The 26472-nt window shown below is 30.5% G+C and carries 16 protein-coding genes and 1 pseudogene; 16 read left to right on the top strand and 1 reads right to left on the bottom strand.

From position 1 onward, the window contains the following. The first annotated feature begins 5 nt into the window (after window positions 1–5). The 16 genes and pseudogenes from IPM32_18160 (at window position 6) to IPM32_18085 (ending at window position 23761) form a co-directional block, all read left to right on the top strand. Window positions 6–923: an alpha/beta hydrolase gene (locus tag IPM32_18160; GenBank protein MBK8947169.1), complete on the top strand. Its 918-nt coding sequence runs from the start codon at window positions 6–8 to the stop codon at window positions 921–923. Between the two features lie 56 nt (window positions 924–979). After that, window positions 980–2458, top strand: coding sequence for a Gfo/Idh/MocA family oxidoreductase (locus IPM32_18155; protein MBK8947168.1), 1479 nt, complete (start codon window positions 980–982; stop codon window positions 2456–2458). Window positions 2459–2759: 301 nt separating this feature from the next. Next, window positions 2760–3752, top strand: a complete 993-nt coding sequence (locus IPM32_18150; protein ID MBK8947167.1) for an aldo/keto reductase — start codon at window positions 2760–2762, stop codon at window positions 3750–3752. Window positions 3753–3784: 32 nt separating this feature from the next. Beyond that, window positions 3785–4837: a zinc-binding dehydrogenase gene (locus IPM32_18145; GenBank protein MBK8947166.1), complete on the top strand. Its 1053-nt coding sequence runs from the start codon at window positions 3785–3787 to the stop codon at window positions 4835–4837. A 214-nt stretch (window positions 4838–5051) separates the two neighbouring features. Further along, complete coding sequence (locus IPM32_18140) at window positions 5052–8222, top strand: DUF4981 domain-containing protein (GenBank protein MBK8947165.1); 3171 nt, start codon at window positions 5052–5054, stop codon at window positions 8220–8222. A gap of 316 nt (window positions 8223–8538) precedes the next feature. Further along, the gene (locus IPM32_18135) at window positions 8539–8730 is read left to right on the top strand and encodes a DUF4861 family protein (protein MBK8947164.1); all 192 of its coding nucleotides are present in this window, start codon (window positions 8539–8541) and stop codon (window positions 8728–8730) included. Window positions 8731–8768: 38 nt separating this feature from the next. Beyond that, window positions 8769–10150, top strand: a pseudogene (gene uxaC, locus IPM32_18130) (glucuronate isomerase). Between the two features lie 490 nt (window positions 10151–10640). Then, complete coding sequence (locus tag IPM32_18125; GenBank protein MBK8947163.1) at window positions 10641–11189, top strand: SDR family oxidoreductase; 549 nt, start codon at window positions 10641–10643, stop codon at window positions 11187–11189. Window positions 11190–11195: 6 nt separating this feature from the next. Next, window positions 11196–12182 carry a Gfo/Idh/MocA family oxidoreductase gene (locus IPM32_18120; protein MBK8947162.1) on the top strand — a complete coding sequence of 329 codons (987 nt, stop codon included), beginning with the start codon at window positions 11196–11198 and terminating at the stop codon, window positions 12180–12182. Between the two features lie 11 nt (window positions 12183–12193). Next, complete coding sequence (yiaK, locus tag IPM32_18115; protein MBK8947161.1) at window positions 12194–13213, top strand: 3-dehydro-L-gulonate 2-dehydrogenase; 1020 nt, start codon at window positions 12194–12196, stop codon at window positions 13211–13213. After that, window positions 13200–14174 carry a Gfo/Idh/MocA family oxidoreductase gene (locus IPM32_18110; protein ID MBK8947160.1) on the top strand — a complete coding sequence of 325 codons (975 nt, stop codon included), beginning with the start codon at window positions 13200–13202 and terminating at the stop codon, window positions 14172–14174. Before yiaK ends, IPM32_18110 begins: the two co-directional genes overlap by 14 nt. Before the next feature lie 285 nt (window positions 14175–14459). Further along, a complete protein-coding gene (locus tag IPM32_18105; protein MBK8947159.1) occupies window positions 14460–15590 on the top strand; it encodes a galactose mutarotase in 1131 nt (376 codons plus the stop codon). A 256-nt stretch (window positions 15591–15846) separates the two neighbouring features. Continuing rightward, the gene (locus IPM32_18100) at window positions 15847–18276 is read left to right on the top strand and encodes an endo-1,4-beta-xylanase (GenBank protein ID MBK8947158.1); all 2430 of its coding nucleotides are present in this window, start codon (window positions 15847–15849) and stop codon (window positions 18274–18276) included. A 52-nt stretch (window positions 18277–18328) separates the two neighbouring features. Then, complete coding sequence (locus IPM32_18095) at window positions 18329–20269, top strand: glycoside hydrolase family 127 protein (GenBank protein MBK8947157.1); 1941 nt, start codon at window positions 18329–18331, stop codon at window positions 20267–20269. A 40-nt stretch (window positions 20270–20309) separates the two neighbouring features. After that, a complete protein-coding gene (locus IPM32_18090) occupies window positions 20310–21854 on the top strand; it encodes an alpha-N-arabinofuranosidase (protein ID MBK8947156.1) in 1545 nt (514 codons plus the stop codon). Window positions 21855–22813: 959 nt separating this feature from the next. Continuing rightward, on the top strand, window positions 22814–23761 hold the full coding sequence (locus IPM32_18085) for a hypothetical protein (GenBank protein MBK8947155.1): 948 nt from the start codon (window positions 22814–22816) through the stop codon (window positions 23759–23761). 196 nt (window positions 23762–23957) lie between these two features. Here the strand turns inward: IPM32_18085 and IPM32_18080 are convergent, their stop codons facing one another. Beyond that, window positions 23958–26384 carry a DUF4982 domain-containing protein gene (locus IPM32_18080; GenBank protein MBK8947154.1) on the bottom strand — a complete coding sequence of 809 codons (2427 nt, stop codon included), beginning with the start codon at window positions 26382–26384 and terminating at the stop codon, window positions 23958–23960. Between the last annotated feature and the right edge of the window lie 88 nt (window positions 26385–26472).

The following is a 26472-nucleotide window of genomic DNA, read 5'->3' as shown; positions in this document are numbered from 1 at the left end:
AATAAATGAAAGTTAAAAATTTATTTTTTCTAATTTTTATTTTAAGTTCAGTTATAAACCTTGCGCAAAATTACAAATTACCTCTTTGGGGAAAAAATGTTCCCAATCAAAATGAAATTAAAGTTGAAGAAGAAAAAGAAATTACTGACATTTTAAGAATTACAAATGTCGATAAACCAATAATTGAAGTTTATTTACCAGAGAAAAAATATGCAACTGGTGAAGCTGTTGTAATTTTTCCCGGTGGAGGATATAGAATTTTAGCCTATGATTATGAAGGAACAGATGTTGCAAAATGGCTTAATTCATTTGGTATTGCCGGAATTGTTGTAAAATATAGATTGCCACAATCTCCTAATAATATTGAAAAAAGACTTTCTCCTTTTTTGGATGCGCAAAGAGCAGTTCGGCTAACAAGATTTAATTCGGAAAAATGGGGAATTGATCAAAACAAAATTGGCATAATGGGATTTTCTGCTGGCGGGCATTTGGCTTCAACGTTGGGAACTCATTTTGAAGATAATTTTTTTACATCGGATAAAATTGACTCAATAAATTGCAGACCGGATTTTATGATTTTAATGTATCCGGTAATTACCTTTAAAGCGCCAAATTTACACTCCGGTTCAAGAACCAATCTTATTGGTGAAAATGCGGATAGTAATTTGATAATTTATTATTCAAATGAATTGCATATTTCTGAAAAAACACCTCCAACATTTTTAATCCACGCAGCTGATGATAGCGGAGTTCCAGTAGAAAACAGCATAATGTTTTTTAATAATTTGAAGAAAAATAATATTAAAAGTGAAATGCACATTTTTGAAAAAGGCGGACATGGCTTCGGATTAGCAATAGGGAAAGGCAGATTAGAACAGTGGAAAGATTTATGCATTAGTTGGATAAAAGATTTTACGAAATAAAAATTAGTAAAATTTTATTTTTTAAAGATTCTTGAATAGCAAATTTGAGGAACAAAATGGAAAACATTTCAAAAAATAAAAATTTGAATAATTATCCAAGAAGAGATTTTATTAAGAAAAGTTTATTTGCAATCGGCGGGGCAACATTACTTCCGTATGATAAAATATTTGGAAATAAAATAATTTGGGATGAGAATTCTCGTGGATACAAAAGTATTTCAATTTCATCAAATGAAAAAGTCAGATTAGCTTGTATCGGGATTGGACACAGAGGTGGTGAAATCCTTAATGATTTTTATAATACCGGATTGGTTGATATTGTTGCTTTGTGCGATGTAGATTTGGGTGCTGAGCATACATTAGAAAATATGAATAAATTTCCAAATGCTGCTCGCTTCAAAGATTTTAGAAAAATGTTTGATCAAATGACAGATAAAATTGATGCAGTTAGTATCGGCACTCCGGATTTTTCACATTTCCCAATTACAATGCTTGCGTTATCATTAGGTATTCCAGTTTATGTTGAAAAACCAATGGCACGAACTTTTAATGAAGTTGAACTGATGATGGCTGCTGCAAAAAAATATAATGTCGTAACTCAAATGGGAAATCAAGGTCATTCGGGAACAAATTATTTTCAATTCAAAGCTTGGAAAGATGCCGGGATAATTAAAGATGTTACAGCTATTTCTGCACATATGAATAATTCTAGGCGATGGCATAGTTTTGATCCAAGAATTACAAGTATGCCGCCAAAAGAACAATTACCGGAAAATATGGATTGGGATGTTTGGCTTAATACTGCACAATTTCATGAATACAATAAAGATTATCATCACGGGCAATGGCGCTGCTGGTTTGATTTTGGGATGGGTGCGTTAGGTGATTGGGGTGCTCATATTTTAGATACTGTTCATGAATTTTTAGATCTCGGATTGCCAAAAGAAATTAATCCAACTTTACTGGAAGGACATAATTCATTTTTCTTTCCATTCTCATCAACACTGGAATTTAAATTTCCCGAACGAAAAAATATGCCAGAAGTTGATATTACTTGGTATGATGGACTAGATAATATCCCACCATTACCTAAAGGATATATAATGCCGGAACAAGATCTAAATATTCCTCCGCCAAGTAATAATGAAGTTGTTAAAACAAAAATTCCACCGGGAAAAATAATTTATAGTAAAGATTTAATTTTTCAAGGAAGATCACATAGTACAACTTTATCTTTAGTACCAAATGAAAATTCTAAAGATATAGAAGCGAAATTACCAGTTATTCCAGAAAGCCCTTCAAATCATTTTGAAAATTTTATTCTTGCAGTTAAAGGTGAAGAAAAAACTCGTTCATCGTTCGAAATAGCTGGACCACTCTCACAAGTATTCTGCTTAGGCGTAATTGCTCAAAGATTAAGTTCTAAATTAGAATTTAACAGAGAGACAAAACAAATCACAAATAACAAATATGCGAATGAACTTTTAACTGGCGAACCTCCAAGAAAAGGTTGGGAAGAATTTTATAAACTATAAGTTTTAAAAACTTTGGAAGTAAAAATGAAGATGAAGTTTACAACCGCGTTGGAATAACTACTGGCATGCCAATTCAAAAAAAGTTGAAGATATTTATTTGTGAATTTTCAATATTACAGATGAAAATAAAAATATTTCAGTTAATTTTAGTGAATTAAATTTACCATGTATGAAATATTCATTAAGTGATTTATGATTAATAAAGAAATAGGTATAATATCAGATTCAATAAATTGTGAAATAAATTTACACGGTTCTAAGTTATTTAAATTAACTATCAACTAAATTGTATTTAAACAAAATGATTAATCCAAATTTAATTCCCCAAAAAAAATTATATACCGGAAGTTTAATTCCTTCAATAGGATTAGGGACATTCGGCTCAGATTCCGTAAGTGCTAAAACTATTTCTGACACAGTTAAAAATGCTATCATTGGCGGATATAGGCATATTGATTGTGCATCAGTTTATGGAAACGAAAAAGAAATTGGTGAAAAATTAACTGAATGTTTTAACGAAGGAATTGTAAAGCGTGAAGAAATATGGGTAACATCAAAAGTTTGGAATGATAAACATGATTGTGTGATTGAATCATGCAAACAATCATTGAGTGATCTTCAATTACAATATCTTGATTTATATTTAGTTCATTGGCCATTTCCAAATTACCATCCACCTAAATGTGATGTAACAGCAAGAAGCGCTAATGCAAAACCATATATTCATGAGAATTATATGAATACATGGAAGCAAATGGAAAGTTTAGTTGAGATGGGATTAGTAAAAAATATTGGTACTTCGAACATGACTATCCCCAAATTGAAGTTAGTACTAAAAGATTGCAAAATTAAACCATCATGTAATGAAATGGAATTGCATCCTCATTTTCAACAACCGGAACTTTTTAATTTTTGCATTGAAAATGATATACAACCTATTGGATATAGCCCGCTTGGTTCCCCTGGAAGACCCGAACGTGATAGAACAAATGATGATACAGTTGATTTAGAGGATCCAGTGATTCAAAAAATTTCTAAAAGATTAAATGTAAGTCCTTCCGACGTAAGTTTAATGTGGGCAGTAAAACGCGGACAAATTCCAATACCATTTTCTGTCAATCATTATATGGCAAATCTAAATGCAATTATAAATACACAGCTGACTAATGAAGATATCGAAGAAATTTCTAAGATTGATAAGAATTGCAGATTAATAAAAGGTCAAGTATTTCTTTGGAAAGATAATCAATCTTGGGAAGATCTTTGGGACATAAATGGAAACATTCCCACTTAACTAAAAATATTTAAGGAAATCTGTAAATGAAAATGAAAGGAGCAGTTTTACCGGGCAATAGCTCAACAATGTTAATTGAATTTGATATTCCTAAACCCAGTCATGGAGAAGTTTTAATAAAAGTTAAATCATCAACAATTTGTGGTTCTGATATTCGATGTATTTATCATGAACATTTGGGAAAAGGTCCGGAAGGATATCAAAACGGAATGATTGCCGGACACGAACCTTGCGGTCAAATTATTGAAGTAGGTCCCGGCTGCAGAAGATTTAAAGAAAATGATAGAGTTATTGTTTATCATATTTCGGGGTGTGGCGTGTGCAATGATTGCAGAAGGGGTTATATGATTTCTTGCACAAGCGAATATCGAAGGGCATACGGCTGGCAGCGCGATGGCGGAATGGCAGAATATTTACTAGCAGAAGAAAAAGATTTGGTATTACTGCCGGATGAATTATCATATTCAGATGGAGCTCAAGTTGCATGCGGATTTGGAACAGTATATGAAGCAATTGAAAAAATTGGAATTTCCGGAAATGATGCAGTTTTAGTTACTGGTTTAGGTCCGGTTGGATTAGCTGCAGCAATGTTATGCAAGGCACTTGGTTCAAAAAATATTATTGGTGTTGAAGTTATTGATGAAAGACTAGAAATTGCAAAAAATACCGGTTTGTTTAATCATGTTTTAAAAGCTGGAAATAATAATGTTGAAGAAATAAAAAAAATAACCGGCGGATATGGAGTTGAAAAATCAATAGAATGTTCTGCAAATGATAAAGCAAGATTATTAAGTATTCAAGCTGCACGAAAATGGGGAAAAATTGTATTTGTTGGAGAAGGCGGGTCATGCACATTCAATCCATCACCGGATATTATACATGATCAAAAAACAATTTATGGTTCTTGGGTTACAAATATTTGGAGAATGGAAGAACTTGTTGAAAGAATTGTAAGATGGGGAATTCACCCGGAAGATTTGATCACTCATAGATTTCCTCTTGATAAAGTTGAAGAAGCATATGCAGTAATGGCTTCGGGAAAATGCGGCAAAGTTGCTGTAGTATTTGATGAAGAGTTGAAATAACAATCATTTTTATACTAATATTTGAAATAAGTGAAATAAAATAATTGAGTTTATAAAATAGATATTTGTTTAGAATACAAGCTGCTACTTAAATATTAAACATTTTTAAGAAAATGTTCTGCCTAATTTTTATGTTAAAAATTTAATCCATTAGATGGAATTTTTTATTTTTTTATGCAACATTCTTTGGATAAAATAATCTCTGGAGAGTTAAATGAAGTTACTTTGTGTTCTATTAGCTGCTATAATATTTTTAAATATTAACTTTTCGCAAACACAAAAAAAATATAATCGATTACCACATCTGGAACTAGAAAATCCAAATATTCAAAGTATAAATAAAGAAGAACCACATTCCACATTTATGACTTTCACCAATACTGATCGATCGAAAACAAATCGAAGAGAAAATTCAGAATGGCAGATTTCACTAAATGGAATATGGGATTTTATCTTTCGCCAAGGAATAAATAATAGAATTGAAAATTTTGGTGAAAAAACTTTTGACAATTTAAAATGGGAAAAAATTCCAGTACCATCCAACATGGAAATTCAAGGGTATGGAATTCCGATTTATACAAATTTAAGATACGAATGGGCTTTTGATAATTCTCAAGTTCCGCCGTTTGTTGATATGGAAAATAATTATTTCGGATATTATAAAAGAGAATTTGAAGTGCCGAATGAATGGAATGACCGCGAAATTTTCATTCACTTTGGATCAATTAAATCTGCCGGTTACATTTGGATAAACGGAAAGAAAGTTGGTTTTACAAAAGATGGTAAAACTCCAGCTGAATTTAACATCACAAACTTTGTTAAAACTGGAAATAATAATTTAGCTGTTGAAGTAATTAAGTGGACTGATGGAAGTTATTTGGAATGCCAAGATTTTTGGAGATTAAGTGGAATTACAAGAGATGTTTTTATTTATTCGCAGCCAAAAGTTAGAGTTAGAGATTTTTTTGTGAAATCATCGTTGATAAATAATTTCCAAGATGTAAAAATTAATATTGATATTGAAATAAAAAATCATCTAAATAAAAATGTGCAAAAGCAAATCAGTTATGAATTGATTGATGAATCCGGAATAAAAATATTTTCGGAAAATAAATCATTAAATATTGATAAAAATAGTATTCAGATTATTAATTTTCAAAATGAAATCACAAATGTAAAATCATGGTCTGCCGAAATTCCAATTCTTTATACACTGCTTATTTATTTAAAATCATCAAGCGGAAAAGTTGAAGAAATTATTCCTTCCAAAATTGGATTCAGAAATGTTGAAATCAAGAGCGGACAATTACTTGTAAATGGAAAACCCATTCTAATAAAAGGTGTAAATCTTCATGAGTTTAATCAGTTATCCGGTCAAGTTGTTGATGAAGGAACTATGATGTTGGATATTAAGAGAATGAAAGAGTTAAACGTCAACGCAGTAAGAACAAGTCATTATCCACAGCCGGATTTATGGTATGATCTATGCGATAAATATGGGCTGTACTTAGTTGCTGAAGCTAATATCGAATCTCACGGAATGGGATATAATCTTCAAAAAGGTCAAACACTTGGCAATAATCCAGATTGGTTAGAAGCACATTTGTACAGAACCAAAAATGCTGTTGAGCGCGATAAAAATCATCCAAGCGTGATTATTTGGTCTTTAGGAAATGAAGCCGGAAACGGATATAATTTTTATAACACATATAATTGGATTAAGCAGCGCGATGAAACTAGACTTGTTCAATATGAAAGAGCAAATATGGAGTGGAACACCGATATTTATGTTCCAATGTATGATAGAATTTGGGATATGGAAAATTATGCAAAAAATTATCACGATCGTCCGCTGATTCAATGTGAGTATGCTCATGCAATGGGAAACAGTTTGGGAAATTTAAAAGATTATTGGGATCTGATTAAAAAATATCCAAATCTACAAGGAGGATTTATTTGGGATTGGGTTGATCAAGGAATTTTGAAAAAAGTTGGCGATAAAAGATATTGGACATTTGGCGGAGATTACGGTCCAAAAGATGTTCCTTCGGATGGAAATTTTTTAATTAACGGGGTTGTTTATCCGGATAGATCTCTAAAGCCTCACAGTTATGAAGTGAAAAAAGTTTACCAAGATATTTCATTTCAGCTAATTGATTTGTTAAACGGAGAATTTGAAATTTCAAATGATTATTTCTTTAAAACACTTAAAAATTATTATCTTGATTGGTCAATTGAAGTTGACGGAAAAATTATTAAAGAAGGAACTGAAGAAAATATTAGCATAGCACCTCAAACCAAAAAAAGATTTAAAATTAATGTTGAAGATTTAGAAAAAAGAATTGGTAAAAATTATTTCTTAAATCTTTCTGTAAAAATTATTAAAGGTGAAAGTTCAATTCTTTCAAATGATTATGAAGTTGCAAGAGAACAATTTCAAATTCCAATAAAAACCAAATCTATTCTTAATACATCAAAAAATAATAGTGAAATTTCTGTAACTGTAAATGATGATAAAATATTAATTTCCGGTGAAAATTATAAATCAACAATTGATCTTAAGAAAGGTGTAATTACTTCATATAATTTTAAGGGAAAAGAATTTATTAAAAATGGTGAGGGTTTTAGACCAACATTTTGGCGTGCACCAACAGATAATGACTACGGTTGGAAAATGGCAGTAAAATGCCAACCTTGGAAAGTTGCTTCTGAGAATGATTTGAAAATAAAATCTCATAAACTTACAGAAAATGGTGATGGTACAATTATAGTATCAATGGTTTATAATTTTGAAATTGTAAATTCTAAATGGAATGTTGATTATACTTTTTATGCAGATGGTGAAGTTAATATTTATAATAAATTTTTTAGCAGCGATACATCGAAAGATGTAATTCCGAGAATTGGAATGAAAGCAACACTTCCTTCAGAATTTGAAAACATAGAATATTTTGGAAGAGGTCCAATTGAAAATTATACAGATAGAAAATATTCAGCACATTTTGGCTTATTTAAATCGAAAATAAGTGATATGTATGTTCCATATATCCGACCTCAAGAAAATGGACATCGGACAGATGTTTCATGTCTTAAATTAGTTAATTCAGTTGGAATTGGTTTAAAGTTTGAATCAGAAAAATTATTTGAATTTAATGCACTACATAATTATATAAGTGATTTTGATGCAGGCCTTGATAAAGACAAAGACTTAAGACATACAAAAGATATTGTTAAAAATGATTTGATTCAATTACATATTGATCATAAAATGATGGGTTTGGGAAGTGATGATAGTTGGGGAGCTATGCCGCATAATGAATATCTAATTTTCCCAAGTAAAAAAGGATATGAATATTCATTTAAAATGGTCCCATTTGAAGAATAGAAGAAATTATAATAAAAAGTTTTAAGCATTATTGGTTCAAATTTTGGAAATTATTTCCCTTTAAGTAATGATTAAATTATAAAAAATACATCAAGAAATTTATTTTATAAAGTTTTCGTATAAAAAGCTAAACATACGATTAAAAACGGTTCACAATTGATTAATAGAATAATATAATGATTTTGTATTATTTTTTATGAATAAAAGTTTAAGCACAAAATACTGACCATTATCTCAATGAAGAAATAAAAATCATAGTTACAAATCTCACAATATTAAACGAAATGATAAATTGGTTTCAATAAATTGAGATAAGATGAAAACGGAAAAAAGTAATTTTATAAAAGAATTATTTATAATTTATCAACCTAGAAATGAAGTTGAATATGCCATTGCAGCCGCATGGGAGCTTGAGAAGAACGGAATTAAAAATAAAATAGAATTCGAAAAATATATAAATGATGAATTAACAAAATTGAATAATCCATTAAAAGTTGAAATAAAATAGAGAATTTAAATGAGTGAATTTATTTTGAATGAAGACAGATTTTTGATGCGAATCCGGCAATTAGAAATATTGCTCGTGAATTATATTTTGAAGTAAAAGATTTACCAATTGTAAGTCCGCACGGACATGTTGAACCAAAAATATTTGTTGAAAATAAACCTTTTCCAAATCCAACCGAATTATTTATAACTCCAGATCATTATGTTTTAGAATGTTATATTCGCAAGGAATTTCTTTAGAAGAATTGGATATTCCTCAAAAAGATGGAAGCAGATTAGGAAAGGATCCAAGAAAAGTATGGCAGATTTTTGCTGAAAATTATTTTTTATTTGCGGGAACGCCCTCCGGCGTTTGGTTAGATTATGAATTTAACAAAGTGTTTGGAATCAAAGAAAAATTAAACGGAAGAAATGCTCAGAAAATTTATGATGATATTAATGAAAAATTACAAACTCCGGAATTTTTACCAAGAAATTTATTTAAGCAGTTTAAAATAGAAGTTTTATCTACTACTGATGCTGCAACTGATCAATTGGAAAATCATAAGAAAATTAAAGAATCCGGTTGGGAAGGAAAAATTGTTCCGTGTTTTAGACCGGATGGACTTACAAATCTTTTAAATCCAAATTGGAAAAATGAAATTGCTGAACTTGAAAAATTAACATCACTCGAAATAAATAATTATAAAAATTTCATTTCTGCTCTTGAAATGAGAAGAGAATATTTCAAGAAAAATGATGCTACATCTACTGATCATGGAGTTGTTTCACCAAATACACATAAGTTAAGCCAAAATGAAGCCGATGAAATATTTTCGCGTGCATTACAAAATAATGTGAACGAAAAAGACGCTAATTTATTTACTGCAAATATGTTGATGGAAATGGCACGTATGAGTTGTGAAGATGGTTTAACAATGCAGATTCATGCGGGTTCAAATCGAAATCATAATAAATTAATTTTTGATAAATATGGCGCTGATAAAGGCTGCGATATTCCGAAGCAGACAGAGTACACAAATAATTTACAAGAATTGTTGAACACTTACGGTAATAATCAAAATTTTACGGTAATTGTTTTTACGCTTGATGAAACAAATTATGCAAGAGAATTAGCGCCGCTTGCCGGACATTATCCCGCAATGAAATTAGGCCCAGCATGGTGGTTTCATGATAGTATTGAAGGCATGACTCGTTACCGCCAAAATATTACGGAAACAGCCGGTTTTTATAATACGGTAGGATTTAATGATGATACTCGTGCGTTTGTTTCTATTCCAGCACGACATGATGTTGCTCGTAGAGTTGATTCAAATTTCTTAGCCGGATTGGTTGCCAAACATATTATCAGCATTGGTGATGCACAAATATTAATTAAAGAATTAACTTATAATTTGGTTAAAAAAGCATATAAATTATAAAGGTATGAAAATGATATTGGATAAAATTATTGAGTTAAAAGAAGCTGCAAAAAATGGTAATAATGATTTATTGAAGTTAGAAAATTTAATTGGCGAAGAAATATTTATCTATCCCAAATCTGTAAATCATTTAGGAGAAGTAACGTTTTTTATTGCGAAGAAAAGTAACGAGAAATATCTTTTTTTAGGTTTCAAAAATAATTCAGAATTGATGGAGAATTTTGAAGGTCATAATTATGAATTGTCTGATATAAATATTTTACTAAAACAATGTCCGTTAAATCATAATAATGCAATTCAGCTTCAAAAAATATTTTCTTTTACAAAACCAATTTTGCTGGGATTATCAAATTCATTTGGATTTGGCGATAGAATTGGCTTAGCAAATCCGGCTCACATTCGAGCTTTAGAAGGAAGTGATTTTAAACCAATTATTGCTCAGCAATCAATTCGTGAATTAACAAGAACTCAAAGAATTCCAGATGAAGTTATGGATGCCGCAATCTGGGCAGTTTTTCAAGAAGGATATAAAAGTGGATTTGGTGCTGATGCAGATCATTTAAAAACTAATGAAGATATTGATTTGATGATCAATGCCGGATTTACAATGTTTACATTTGATCCCGGTGAATTTGTTATAAATGCAGCAGATTCTATTTCAATTGATGAGCTTGAGAAAAAATCAAATGATTTAAATTGGGAAAAATTAGAAGATACTTTTTCAAATTTAATAAATCGTTATTCTAACATTGAATTCGATTTGAAGGAAGGATTGATTATTTATCCCACTTATGAAAATGTTCTTCGAGCTATTGTAAAATATGGAAATGCAATTGCTCCGGGTTATATTGCTACTGAAAATACTAAAGCATTAAGAGAAGATGCAGTAAGAAATAAAGCAATTTTGGATAGAATTCCGCAAGGTAGATGGGGAACACCGGAAGATTTAATGGGAACAGTAGTTTTCCTAAGTTCAGATGCATCAAATTATTTAAATGGAAGTGTGGTAACAGTTGATGGCGGCTGGATGGGAAGATAAAAATTGATGGAAAATAAAATTAAATTTATAATTTACGGAAGCGGAAATATTTCTAACACATACGCCGCCGCAATAAATAAAATTCAGAATGCAGAAATAATTGGAGTAATTTCAAGAAACCAAAATTCACCTTCTGATTTTCATCATTTACCATCTTATAAATCTATTAAAGATATTAACGAACATTTTGATGCAGTAATAGTTTGTACTCCAAATCATTATCATCACATAAATGTAATTGAAGCTGCAAAATTAGGTAAACATGTGTTATGTGAAAAACCTATTGATATTACTTTGGATGCAATTGATCAAATGATATTAGCATGTAGAGAAAATTATGTTAAACTTGGAGTTTCATATCAAAGAAGATTTAGTCCGGACAATCTTATTTTAAAAAAATTAATTGACCAAAATAAATTGGGAAGAATTTTCTCGGTCGACTTATCAGTAAAAAATTATAGAGATGATGCATATTATAATTCCGGAGATTATCGTGGGACTTATTCAATTGATGGCGGCGGACCTTTTATTCAACAAGCAGTTCATTATATCGATTTATATTATTGGTTTTTTGGCAAGCCAAATAAAATAGTTAGTTCTTTAAATACTTTTATTCATGATATTGAAGTTGAAGATCATGGAGCAGTAATTTTTACACATGAAAATGGACTAATTTCTACAATTACAGCTTCTACGGCAACGAAACCCGGGTTTCCAGTGAAAATCGAAATCTATACAGATAAAGGTTATTTAATAACTGAAAATGATATAATAACACAATGGCAAATAGAAGGTTTAGAAAATCCCTCTAAACAGAATTTAAGTTTATCAAAGAATGTATCTGTTGCTCAAGTTAAAGATACAACACATCATGAATTATTAATAAAAGATTTTATTGAGGCAATTGATGATGATAGAGACCCTTTAATTACAGGTGAAGCAGCAAGAAATGCAACAGAGATTGTTTTGGAAATTTATAAGAATAAGATTTAATAATTTTTTTTATGCCGAAAATTGTAAAAGACTACTTATTTTCAACCTTCAATTCAATATTGCAAAAAATCGGATTTGAAAAATCTGATGCTGAAATCCTTTCACAAATATTTACCGAAAATACATTAGTCGGTGTTTTATCTCATGGAGTAAATAGATTTGCGGAATTCATTGAATTAGTAAAATCCAAACATATAAATCCAAAAGCAATTCCTCAAAAAAAAAATTCATTTAACTCATTAGAGCAATGGGATGCAAAATTTGGAGCTGGTCCTTTAAATGCTTTAAAAATGTCGAATAGAGCAATTGAATTAGCTAATGAATTCGGAATTGGTTGTGTTGCTTTGAAAAACTCAAATCATTGGATGCGCCCGGGTTATTATGCTTGGGAAGCTGCTGAAAAGGGATTTATTTTTATTTGCTGGACAAACACAATTCCCATTATGCCGCCTTGGGGTGCAAAAGAAGCAAGAACCGGTAATAATCCAATAGTTTTCGGTGTTCCAAGAAAAGAAGGAAATATTGTTTTAGATATTGCTCTTTCGCAATTTTCTTACGGGAAATTAGCAAATTACAAAAGGGAAAATAAAGAACTTCCATATTTTGGCGGTTATGATGAAAATGGAAATTTAAGTAAAGATGCCGCACAGATTTACAAAACTCAAAGAACCTTGCCCATTGGTTTGTGGAAAGGATCTGGTTTATCACTTCTTTTAGATATGATTGCAACAATTTTATCGGGAGGAAATTCAACATTTAATTTGAGCAAAACAGATGTCGATTCTGGAATGTCACAAATTTTTATTGCGATCGATCCAAATAAATTGGCGTCAAAAGAAATAATAGAAATGAAAGTTAATGAAATCTTAGATTATTATTTAACTGCGGAAAAATCCGACGAAGATAAAATTTCATATCCGGGCGAAAGAATAATTGCATCAAAAGAAATAAATTTAAAATTTGGCGTTGAAGTTGATGATACTATTTGGGCAAAAATTATTGAAATAAAGGAACAATATGAAAAAAATTAAATGGGGAATTATTGGTGTTGGAGATGTAACTGAAATTAAAAGTGGTCCTGCATTTAATAAAGTTGATAACTCGGAAATAGTAATTGTTATGCGAAGAAATTTAGAAAAAGCAAAAGACTATGCCGAGCGACATTTAATACCAAATTATACAAATGACTCTGAGGATATTTTTAATAATCAGGAAATTAACGCAGTTTATATTGCTACACCGCCTTCCTCACATGCAGAATATGCAATAAGAGCAGCAAATGCCAAAAAAAATATTTATGTAGAAAAACCAATGGCAACAACATACGAAGAATGTATTAAAATGATTGAAGCTGCTAAACAAAACAATGTAAAACTATTTGTTGCCTATTACAGAAGAGAATTGGAATATTTTAATAAAATAAAAAATCTAATTGATGAAAATAAAATTGGAAAAATAAAATTTGTTGATATAAAATTATTGTTGCCGACAAATGATTCGGACTTTGATAGAAATAAATTGAGCTGGCGTGTAAAAAAGGAAATCGCCGGAGGAGGATATTTTTATGATCTAGCTTCACATCAATTTGATTTATTAGATTATTTTTTCGGTCCGATAAAAACTGCAAAAGGTGTATTTACAAATCAACAAAATTTATATGATGTTGAAGATATTGTTTCGGCATCTTATTTATTTGAATCAAATATTATCGGGAGTGGAACTTGGTGTTTTACAATGCCCCAAACTGAACGAATTGATCAAACAGAAATTATTGGTACCGAGGGGAAAATAGTTTTTTCTTTTTTTAATCCTAAACCGATTGAACAATATAAAAATGGAAAAATTGAATTCTTCGAAATTAAGTACCCTCATCATGTCCAGCAAAATCTAATTAATAAAGTAGTTGAAGATATTTTAGGAAAAGGTGTTTGCGTAAGTACCGGAATTTCAGCGGCAAGGACAAACAAAATTCTTGCAAGTATTATTGATTAAAAATAATTTTTTAAAGCCCAATTAGTTTTATCAATTACTTTTCTAAAAATATAACTGAAAAAACTTTAGAACTTTTCAAAAATTGTAATCTAAATCTTAAACAAGTTTTGAGTAATTCAAATTATGAATTGCAAATAGAGAATTATTTTGTCACAATTAAAATAAATGTAAATCAAAAATTTGTATTTTGCGTAAATTGGTTATAGAATTACTAAATTAGGCTTTTACAAAGAGTTGAGAGAACTTATCTTTTAAAAATAATAATTTAATATTAGTGAGGTTTATATGATAAAATTTTTATCGGTTTTACTTTTACTTACAATCTTAGTTTCATGTAACGAAAAAGAAAAACAAGTTACTGAAAAAAGTAATTCACTTTTTGGAAAATTATCTGACGGAAGAGAAGTTAATATGTTTACATTAAAAAATAAAAATGGTGCAGAAGTAAAAATAATTGAATTTGGAGCAACCGTAACTTCATTAAAAGTTCCGGATAAAAATGGTAAAATTGAAGACGTAGTTTTAGGTTACGATAAACTTGAAGATTATATAAATGGTACTTCTTATTTCGGTGCAATTGTTGGTCGTTATGGAAATAGGATTGGTAAAGGAAAATTTAATTTAAATGAAGATGATTTTCAGCTAAGTATAAATGATGGTGAAAATCATCTGCATGGCGGAAAGATTGGTTTTAATAAAGTTCTTTGGATAGGTGAGACTTTACAGAGCAGTGAAGGAGAATCAGTAAAATTAACTTATGTTAGTCCGGATGGTGAAGAAGGTTATCCCGGTACTGCAAACATTTCAATTATGTATACACTTACAGAATCTAACGAATTAAAGATTGAATATTCTGCAACGACTGATAAAACGACAATTATGAATCCAACACATCATTCTTATTTTAATTTAAGTGGAAATTTTCAAAATACGATTTTGGATCATGAGTTAATGATGGATGCGGATTTTTTTACACCAGTTGATAAAGGATTAATTACAACTGGTGAATTAGTTAAAGTAGAAAATACACCAATGGATTTTAAAGTACCTACAAAAATTGGTAAAAATATTAATGCTGAATACGAGCAATTAATTTTCGGAAAAGGTTATGATCATAATTGGGTGTTAAATAATTATGATGGAAGTCTTAAAAATGTTGCAAGTTTGTATGATTCAACGTCTGGACGGTTAATGGAAATATTGACAGATCAACCAGGATTGCAATTTTATTCCGGCAATTTTTTAAACGGAACTTCAATCGGAAAGAATGGAGAAAAATATAATTTTAGGACAGGCTTATGTCTTGAAACTCAAAAATTTCCGGATTCACCAAATAAAGCAAATTTCCCGTCAGTAACGTTAAATCCCGGAGAAGTATATAATCAAATAACTATATATAAATTTTCTGTAAAGTAGTTTTTATAATAATTATAAAGTAGAAAGAATTTGAGATTCTAATTTCATTATTAAAGAAAATTACATTTCTTTAATTTGAAGTAAAGGTAATATTCTTCAAATTTGATTTTGCAGATAAAATTATTCGGATTATAATCTAACTTAAAATTTATTGAAAATTTGAAACGGTTTAATAATGTTTTAGTTTAAGTGATTTTGTTTAATTATTTTTCGGTTATTGAAATAATAAAATAAAATTTCAGAAAAGTAAATAAACATGTGTAATAAATTGGAGTATAAATTGAATAATCTAAAAATCAAAATATTTAAGATTGTTTTATTTTTAACAATTGTAGTATTTAACGAAAACATTTATTCTCAATTAGTAACTAATGGAAATTTTGAAGTTTCTGATACTGGAGTTGTTACCGGAAATGAAGTTAAAGGCTGGCTAATTCAAGTTGCAGAAAGTATTTCACCAGCACCGGTTTTTGAAATTATTGACGATACTTATCAAAACGGTAACAAAGCACTAAAAATTTCAATCGGAGCAATTGCCACAAATCAATGGGATATACAAATTGTTGCTGATAGTATTCCCTCAGAAAATGAAAAAACTTATTATTATTCAATATGGGCCAAAGCAGAAAAACCTGGCGCTCAAGTGAATTTTACTGTTGGAAATTATTCATATTCTGAATATGCAGCATTAAGACCGGCAAATCTTACAACAGAATGGAAAGAATTTAAATTGACTTTTTCCGTTAGTGATAATCAAACAATAATCAGAGCGCCAATTCATCTTAATTATGCCGGCAATGTTGGTAACGTAATTTATATAGATAATCTTAAAATTATTGCGGAAGATTTTGGAAAAACTCCAATAATCGTTGAAGCCGAATCCGGTATTGTTGGAAGTAATTTTTTAACAGAGCAAGATGGTGATATTACGTTTGTAAAAACTTCAAAAAATTATATTGGATTAAGTTTCCCTGAAGATTCCAATAGTGTAATTTCATATCAAGTTACAGTAGAAGATTCCGGAAAATATAATTTATTTGCAAAAGTTAGAGTTGGCTCCGGAACTTTTAATGACGATAGTTTTTTTGCTGGCAAAGGTTTTGGTGATAAAAATGATACCTCTGCAAATGATTGGGTTTTTGTGAATGGATTAGGAAGCGCCGGATTTTCTGCGGTAGAAGATTATGTTAATGATTTTGGTATTGCCGGATCAGAAGTTTGGAAATGGATTAATGTTACAAAAAACTTTTTCCCAGTTGATTCAACACAAGAATATTTTTACGTCAGTTTAGATTCTTTAACAAATACTTTTCAAATTGGAAGTCGTGAAGACGGTTTAGATTTTGACAAATTTGCTTTCGGAAAAGCAAATTTATTTTATACTGTCAATGATTTGGAAAATACACTGCCCGGCTCTGAAACAATGGAAGGACCGGATTCAAGTAAATTTTATCAAGGTCCACCATACGCAGAAGGAATGCCAAAGTTTTTAGGTAATGCTTACGGCGATATTCAAGATAATATTTTTCAAAATTATTGGAATCAATTAACACCCGGAAATGCGGGTAAATGGGGCTCTGTTGCAAATTCTATTGACACTTTAAGATGGAATTGGAATGGCTTAGATAGAGCATATAATTGTGCGAAAGACAATAATTTAATTTTTAAAAATCACACATTAATTTGGGGGCAGCAACAACCTTCATGGATATCTACTTTAGATTCTGCGCAACAAATAAAATATATTGAAACATGGATTAGAAAAGTAGGTGAAAGATATCCGGATATTGATATGATTGATGTTGTTAATGAACCTTTAGTAAATCATAACCCTCCTGATGGAATTAATGGAAGAGCAAATTATAAAAAAGCTTTAGGCGGAAACGGAGTTACTGGTTGGGATTGGGTAATTAAGTCTTTTGAATTAGCAAGAAAATATTTACCAAATTCAGAACTTATTTTAAATGATTATGGAATTATAAATGACAATAGTGCAACAACTTCATATTTACAAATTATTAAAATATTAAATGATCGTGGATTAATTGATGGAATTGGTGTACAAGGACATCGTTTTGAATTAGAAAACACAAGTACTTCAACATTAAAATATAATCTTGATAGACTTACGGCAACTGGATTACCGATTTATATTTCCGAATTAGATTTAGGAAATATCGGCGATACCGGAACTCCGAATGATGCAAAACAATTAGAATTATATAAAAAATATTTTCCGGTTCTTTGGCAGCATCCGGGGGTAAAAGGAATTACACTTTGGGGTTATCTCGAAGGACAAATGTGGCAAACAACATGCTATCTTGTTCATACAGATGGTGAAGCGAGACCGGCATTAGATTGGTTAGTGCAATATATAAAAGACAATCCAGTTGGTGTTGAAGAAGATTTATCAATAATTCCGGATAGATTTGAATTAGAACAAAATTATCCAAATCCGTTTAACCCAATTACATCAATAAATTATAATATAGCTTATACAACTAAAGTATCACTGAAAATATTTGATATTCTCGGTCGTGAAATACAAACACTTGTAAATGAAGTAAAATCACCAGGAAGATATAATATTTCATTTAATGCGCAAAATATTTCTAGCGGAGTTTATTTTTATCAATTAACTGCTGGAAATTTTTCTTCAATAAAAAAATTAATTGTACTTAAGTAAAATTATTTCCAATATTATTTCATAATTATTAAATAATTATAATGATGAATCTATGAAAAAAATTTTTCTAATAGTTTTTACCGTTTTTACAATTAATTTTGCGCAAGAGAAAAAAATGGATTTTTCGGATTATCCGATCAGCAATGTGGATATTAGAAATGTTAAACTAAATGATAATTTCTGGCTTCCAAAAATAAAAATTGTGCAAAATACAACAATTGATTATGCATTTCAAAAATGTGAAGAGGAAGGCAGAGTTGATAATTTCCTTATTGCTGGCGGAAAGAAAGAAGGTAAAACAAAAGGTAAAATGCCATTTGATGATACGGATATTTATAAAATTATTGAAGGCGCATCCTATTCTTTAGTTACTCAACCAAATGAGATTCTTGAAAAATATATTGATTCTTTGATAAAAATTATTGGTATTGGACAAGAACCAGACGGATATTTAACAACATGGTTTACAATTGATAGAGATAATCCACCCGCTACTTGGGTAAAACCATCTAAAGAACGTTGGGGTTCTGAAGATGCCAGTCATGAGCTATACAATAGCGGACATATGTTTGAAGCTGCTGCAGCACATTATTGGGCAACTGGGAAATCGAACTTTTTAGATATTGCAATTAAAAATGCGAATTTATTAGTAGAAAATTTTGGACCAAATAAATTAAGAACTCCGCCCGGACACCAAATTGTTGAGACCGGACTTATAAAATTATATCACATCACGCAAAACAAAAAATATCTTGAGTTGGCTAAACTTTATCTTGAATCAAGAGGAGATTCTACAACTCACAAATTATATGGAGAATATAGTCAAGATCATATTCCGGTTTTACAGCAAGAAGAAGCAGTTGGGCATTCTGTAAGAGCACTTTACATGTATGCCGGAATGACTGATATTGCTGCAATTTATAAAGATCAAAATTATTTGAATGCTGTTAATAAAATTTGGAAAAATGCAACAAATAAAAAAATGTATATCACGGGTGGAATGGGCTCAAAACATGGTGCAGAAGCATTTGGAGAAAATTATGAACTTCCTAACTTAACAGCTTACAATGAAACTTGCGCGGCGATTGGAAATATTTATTGGAATCACAGATTATTTTTGCTCACCGGAAATTCTATATATTATGATATTCTTGAACGAACTTTATATAACGGAATGATTGCTGGAATTTCGTTAGACGGTAAAAATTTCTTTTATCCAAATCCTACTGAATCTGACGGCGAATACAAATTTAATATGGGCTCTTGTACAAGATCAGCTTGGTTTGATTGCTCATGTTGCCCTACAAATATTATCAGATTTATTCCTTCAATTCCAGGTTTAATTTATGCATTAAACAAAGACAGTTTGTATATAAATTTATTCATAGAAAATTCTGCAGAAATTTTGATAAATGATGAGAAAGTAAAAATTCAGCAAACAACAAATTATCCTTGGGATGGAAAAATTAGTTTAAACATCGAATCTGAAAATCAAAAAGAATTATCATTAAAAGTTAGAATTCCGGGATGGGCAATAAATAAACCGGTTCCGGGCGATTTGTATTCTTATGGTAATTCATCAGGTAATGAAATAAAATTATTTGTTAACGGAAATGAAGAAAATGTAAAAATTAAAAATGGATATTTAACAGTTACAAAAATATTTGGGAAAAATGAAATTGTTGAAGTTCTTCTGCCAATGGAAATTAAAAAAGTTATTGCAAATGAAAATGTAAAAGATGACAGCAATAAAGTTGCAATTGAATATGGACCAATTGTTTATTGTGCGGAAGAAGTGGATAACAAAATTATTTCTAAAATAATAATTGATGAAAAAACAATTTTGAATTCAAATGTAAAAAAAGTTTTAGATCAAAATATTGTTTCAATAAATGGGGAAAATACAGAAGGAAAGTTTACGTTAATTCCCTATTATCTTTGGTCAAATCGAGGTGTAAACAAAATGAAAGTCTGGTTTCCAAAATCAATATAAAAATTTATAAAATTCAAAAGTTAATTTGAGGAGTAAAATTATGCTAAGACTTAAATACTTATTTGTGATTTACTTTGGTACAATCTTTTCAATATTTGCCGGAGATGGTAATAAAATAATTGTAAACGGTGATTTAGGAAAAGTAAAAATTGATAAAAATATTTACGGACATTTTGCTGAACATTTAGGTAATTGTATTTATGAAGGATTTTGGGTTGGAGAAAAATCATCAATCCCCAATATTCGCGGGCTTCGCAAAGATGTTATTGATGCATTAAAAGAAATTAATCCGCCGGTAATTCGCTGGCCCGGAGGATGTTTTGCAGATACTTATCATTGGATGGATGGAATTGGTCCGCGTGAAAATCGTCCCTCAATTGTGAATACAAATTGGGGCGGAGTTACTGAAGATAATAGCTTTGGGACTCATGAATTTCTAGATCTCTGTGAAGTGCTGGGTGCAGAACCATATTTGTGTGTCAATGTTGGAAGCGGAACAGTTGAAGAAGCATCGGAATGGGTTGAGTATGTAAACTCAAGTAATGAAAGTCCTATGACAAGATTAAGAAAACAAAACGGAAGAGAAAAACCCTGGAATGTAAAATATTGGGCAGTTGGAAATGAAAGTTGGGGATGCGGCGGAAATATGGAACCGTCGTATTACTCGGATGAATTTAAAAGATTTTCAACATTTATGCACGGAAGAAATTTATATAAAGTTGCTAGCGGTGGTACTGATGCCGATTATGATTGGACAGAAACCGTAATGAAAAAAACACAAAAGTTTGGACATTTAATACAAGGATATTCATTTCACTATTACACAGTATATCCGGGATGGAATCCTAAAAGTTCTGCTACACAATTTAAGGAAGATGGTTGGTTCGGAATGATGAAAAATACTTTTGTGGTTGATGAAAGACTAAAAAAACATATCAGTTTAATGAATGAATATGATCCGCAAAATAAAATTGGATTGATTGCAGATGAATGGGGAAGTTGGTATGAAGTTGAACCCGGAACAAATCCCGGTTTCTTATATCAACAAAATACTTTGCGTGATGCAGTTATGGGTGCAGTTTATCTTAATATTTTTAATAATAATGCAGAACGAGTTAAAATGGCAAACATTGCACAAACTGTAAATGTTTTGCAAGCGATGTTATTAACTAAAGAAAATCAATTAGTTAAAACACCAACTTTTTATTTATTCAAAATGTATAAAGTTCATCAAGATGCGACTTTATTGCCAATAAATATTTCATGTGAAGATTATGAATTTAATGGAGATAAAGTTCCAGCTGTTACAGCTTCTGCGTCAAAATCAGCAAAAGGTGTTATAAATATTTCTTTAGCAAATGTTAATCCGCATAAAGATTTAGATGTTGAAATAGATTTGCGAGGAATTTTAAATTCTAAAAAAGCAAAAGGTGAAATTATAAATTCAGAAAATATGAATGACTATAATGATTTTGGCCAAGCAGAAAAAGTTAATATAAAATCATTTTCTAATTTTAAGTTAGCCGATAATAAATTAATTGTAAATTTACCTGCAAAATCTGTAGTTACAATTAATATTGAATAAATCAACAATAAATTGAAAAATATGTGGTTAGTATAAAAGCTAACCATATATTTTTAAGTAGAATAAAATTCTTCACTAAGATAAGTAAATAGTACTATCGTCATTTTTTACTATAATCCTTTAAAACAAAAAAAGCGTAATTATAAACAATAATCACACTTTCTTGAGGCGGCGATCGGATTCGACTCGCTCTCTTTTAAATTTTTATCAAAAATGCCATAACTATATGTATTATAGTAAGTTACAGTTATTTTTAAAAGTCTAATTATCCCTATAAATCCCTACCTTTTTCGACAAAACTGGCACGATTCTGCCACGCCTTAAATTTTAATAATTAAAATTATAAAATAATAATTAAACAGGCAACTTAATGTAATAGTAACTTTCAAGAATTGCTGTTTTTAAAAGATAATTTATTTTATCTTGAATAGAAAAGTACAAATAATTATTTAAGTAATTTGTTAGCTTTTTGTCATTATAAAGTTTCATCTTGAAAACTTATAAATCTGGCTCTCCCCGAATTAACAAATTCGAATAATATTTCAGCCGTTTCCAGATTTTATTAACACCCCTCTTACATATGGAACAATTTTAATCAATCCGCGGATTGGCTCAAACCTAGCAAATCTAATTCAAAATAGGCGACAACTTTGGGTCCCATATTTGCCCAGCTTGGGCCTCATAATAGGCTCATCGAATCAATCAGTAATTTTTCCAAAATAAAACATGTCCAATTATTATTTTATTTTTGGATCGATAATTATAAGAACAATTGAAAATTTCATAAAAAATATGATTTTGACCAAAAGATAAAGTTAATATTAAAAAGCTTAGCTCCGGGTTGAGATAAAAATATTAACAAGAATTAAGTAATTCGGTCTGCAACCTTTTCAATTTTTTTAAGTCTAAATAAGTAATCAAATATATTTATTCTATGATAAATTTAAGAGGGAGTTGAAATGAATACTAGAAAAAGTTACTTTTTTTTAGCTATACTTTTGATAACAAACTTAACATTATTTGCATCAATCGCTAAAACTGAGAAAAAAAATTTTAATGTAAAATCCGGTGGGAAACTTTATGTTGAAACCGACAAAGGATCAATAACTGTAAAATCCCATGAAAGTGAAACTATTGATGTAGTTGTATTTTTCAAAGCAAAAACAGATGATGATGAATTTGCCAAAAAATTATTTAACAATTTTGAAATTCAATATGATCAAAACGGTTCTGATCTTAAAATTATTGCTAAATACAAAGGCAGTAAAAATTGGCTGAATAATATTTTTAGCGGAAATAAGTGGAACAAACTTGATGTAAAATTTGAAATAACCGTACCGACAAATTATAATACAGATTTAACAACAAGTGGCGGTGGAATTACTGTTGGAGATTTGAATGGATATGTAAAAGCTGAAACATCCGGAGGCGGTTTAACTTTTGGAAATATTACTGGAGATATTGATGGAAATACTTCAGGCGGAGGAATTACTGTTGGTGAATGTGATGGAAATTTAAATGTTCATACATCAGGAGGCGGCATTAAAATTGAAAAATGTAAAGGATCGGTTGAAGCTGAAACATCCGGCGGGGGAATAACAGTAAATGAGGTTTACGGTACAATCAATGCTTCAACTTCAGGAGGTTCGGTTTTTGCTTCAATTCTTGAACAGCCAAAAAAGAATTGTTCACTTTCAACTTCCGGTGGTGGAATTACTGTAAAATTAGCGGAAAACATTGGTGTTAACCTTGATGCAAAAACAAGTGGAGGATCAGTTAGTACGGATTTCCCAATTACAATTAAAGGAACAATGGATCGTTCTAAATTAAATGGTAAAATAAATAATGGTGGTCCGGATTTATATCTAAGAAGCTCCGGTGGAAGTATTCATGTTCAAAAAAATTAGGTCTATGCTGAAAGTAAGATAAAATTATGAAAAATTTGTATCATTAAAAGTTGACAAATTTTTCCTTAAAAGTTAATAGTATTTTGGATGTTCATTTAATAATTTTAATTTTAATTAAAATTGCAAAGTAAGTTTACAAATTACTTTGCTAATTCACTTTTCTATCGAATGCTAACCTGTGACTATTTATTTAACTTTACTCAGCCATTGCATAAATTTTTATTTCAGCATAAGCTAATCCTGGAGTATTAACTTTTAATAAAATATCCCCTGGGATACGAGAACTTTTAATTACAACTAACGCACGTCCATGCCAAGCTTTACGCTGAGAACTAACATAAGAATCAATATCTTTTAAATTACCATTGTCAACCCCTAAAATCATTCCGGAACCGCTAAGAGTAAATTGCAAGAGATTTTCTGCGTTTGGTATAATATTTCCTTCTTCGTCGGTTATTTCAATAGTAATAAATGATAAGTCTTGTCCATTTGCGGTTAAGGTTGTGCGATCAGCTTTTATTTTTATTTTACTTGACTTACCGGCAGTTTTCAAAACAGTTGATTCTATTTCTTTGTTATCTAAAATACCAACTGCCTTTAACAATCCCGGAGAATATGGTACAGTAAAAATTGTTTTAAACTCTTGTTCTCTAGTTGTAAGTTTTTCACCAATCAATTTATTATTCAGGAAGAGCCTAACCTTAGGGTATTTTGAATAAACTACGACATCAATTTCTTTCCCTTCATATCCAGGCCAATTCCAACTTTCCCATGTGGGCCAAATAGACCATTGTGTTTCTTTGATTTCGCCATTATCTGGGTTTGGTTCTTTTACAGCCATGTAAAGTTTTTCAGTATTATTCCACAATAAGTTTCTATAATGTGAAATTGGTTTTCTCCATCCGGTTAAGTCAATATCACCACAATAAGAACCATGCCAGGGGAAAAAATCATTTTCCCAATGTTCACCAGTTGTTTCTCCAGGATAGTAATATCGTCCTATTCCTGACTCTCCCAAGTAATCGATTGCAGTCCAAACAAAATCGCCAATTATATAGTTATTGTTTTGAACCATATTCCAGCAATAAAAAGCATCTCTTGGAAAAGATTCTGTTTGCATAATAATCCTTGAAGGGATTCGTTCATGATCAGATGGAGCCCGTTTCAATTGATAATTATATCCACACACATCGTGAACTGACATTAACGGATCGAATATTTCCCAGCCTTGGTCCCATGTAGTCATCCCTGAAGTTATCGGATGTGTCGGATCAATTCTACGAATTGCATTGGAAAGCTTTATTGCAGTCTCAACAGCTTCTGGTTTCGTCCTTTCTATAACTTCATTTCCAATACTCCACATAATTATTGAAGGGTGGTTCCGGTCTCGCATTACCATTGATTCAATATCACGCGTACACCATTCATCGAAATAGATTGAATAATCATAAGTTGTTTTCTTTTCTCTCCAACCATCAAAAGCTTCATCAATCACCATTAACCCTAATCTGTCGCATGCGTCTAGAAATGCAGTAGAAGGAGGATTGTGAGAAGTACGAACAGCATTAAAACCTACTGATTTCAGAAGTTCAACTTTTCTGTATTCCGCCCTATCGAATGCTGCTGCCCCCAAACAACCATTATCGTGATGCACACAACCACCGTTTATCTTTATTGTTTTTCCGTTCAATTGAAATCCATTTTCAGAACTAAATTTTATGGAACGTATTCCAAAAGTGTTAAAACTTATATCAATCGTTTCATTGTCTTGCATCATTTTAATCTGTGCTTGATATAAATTAGGGTTTTCCGGCGACCATAACATTGGATTATACACAATTAAATCTTGAGCAATTTCTTTTTCCACATTTGCCGGAATTTCTATTTCAACATCTTCAGTTCCTGTAGTATTAGATTTTTCATCCAAAATTTTTGTGGAAAGTGTAATGCGTTGCGGCATAGAAGTTTCGTTTTTTACTAATGTTTTAACGTGAACAATTGCTTTTTCGGAATCAATTTTGGGAGTAGTTATTACAACACCCCAATTTTCAATATGAACTTGCTCAGTTACTTTAAGCCAAACATGTCTGTAAATACCGGAACCACTATACCATCTGCTGTTCATTTGTTTTGAATTATTAACACGGACCGAAACAATATTCTCTTTATTGTAAATTAGGTGTGGTGTCAAATCATAATAGAAAGAAGTATAACCATATGGATGAATACCGAGAGATTTACCGTTAATAAACACTTCGGAATTCATGTAAACACCTTCAAAGTAAATTGATAAGCGTTTACCTTGCCATGTTGATGGTATGTTAATCTTTTTCCTATACCATCCTATTCCAGCTGGGAAATAACCTCCGCCAGAACCCGTAGAATTATTGCGATCTATTTTACCTTCGATACTCCAATCGTGTGGGAGATCAAGGTTCCGCCATCCTGAATCATCAAACTCAAGATATACTGCTGCTGGAAAATCTCCTAAACTAAATTTCCAATCATTGTTGAAATTAAGCATTTGTTTGCTGCTATCAAGTGGAGATAATTCCATGCAATAAAGAGAATAAGTTGAAAATAAGAAAATTAATACCAGATGAGTCTTCAAGTTGATTTTCATTGTATATTCCTAAACTTTATAAGTCATAAAAAGATAACGGACAAAAGTACTAATTATATAACGGCTCTTATAATTGAATCAAAAAAAT

It is taken from the genome of Ignavibacteriota bacterium (assembly GCA_016716225.1).
In the GTDB taxonomy this organism is placed as follows: Bacteria; Bacteroidota; Ignavibacteria; order Ignavibacteriales; family Melioribacteraceae.
Note: the sequence above shows the minus strand (reverse complement) of the source record. Positions and strands in the feature narration are given on the sequence as shown.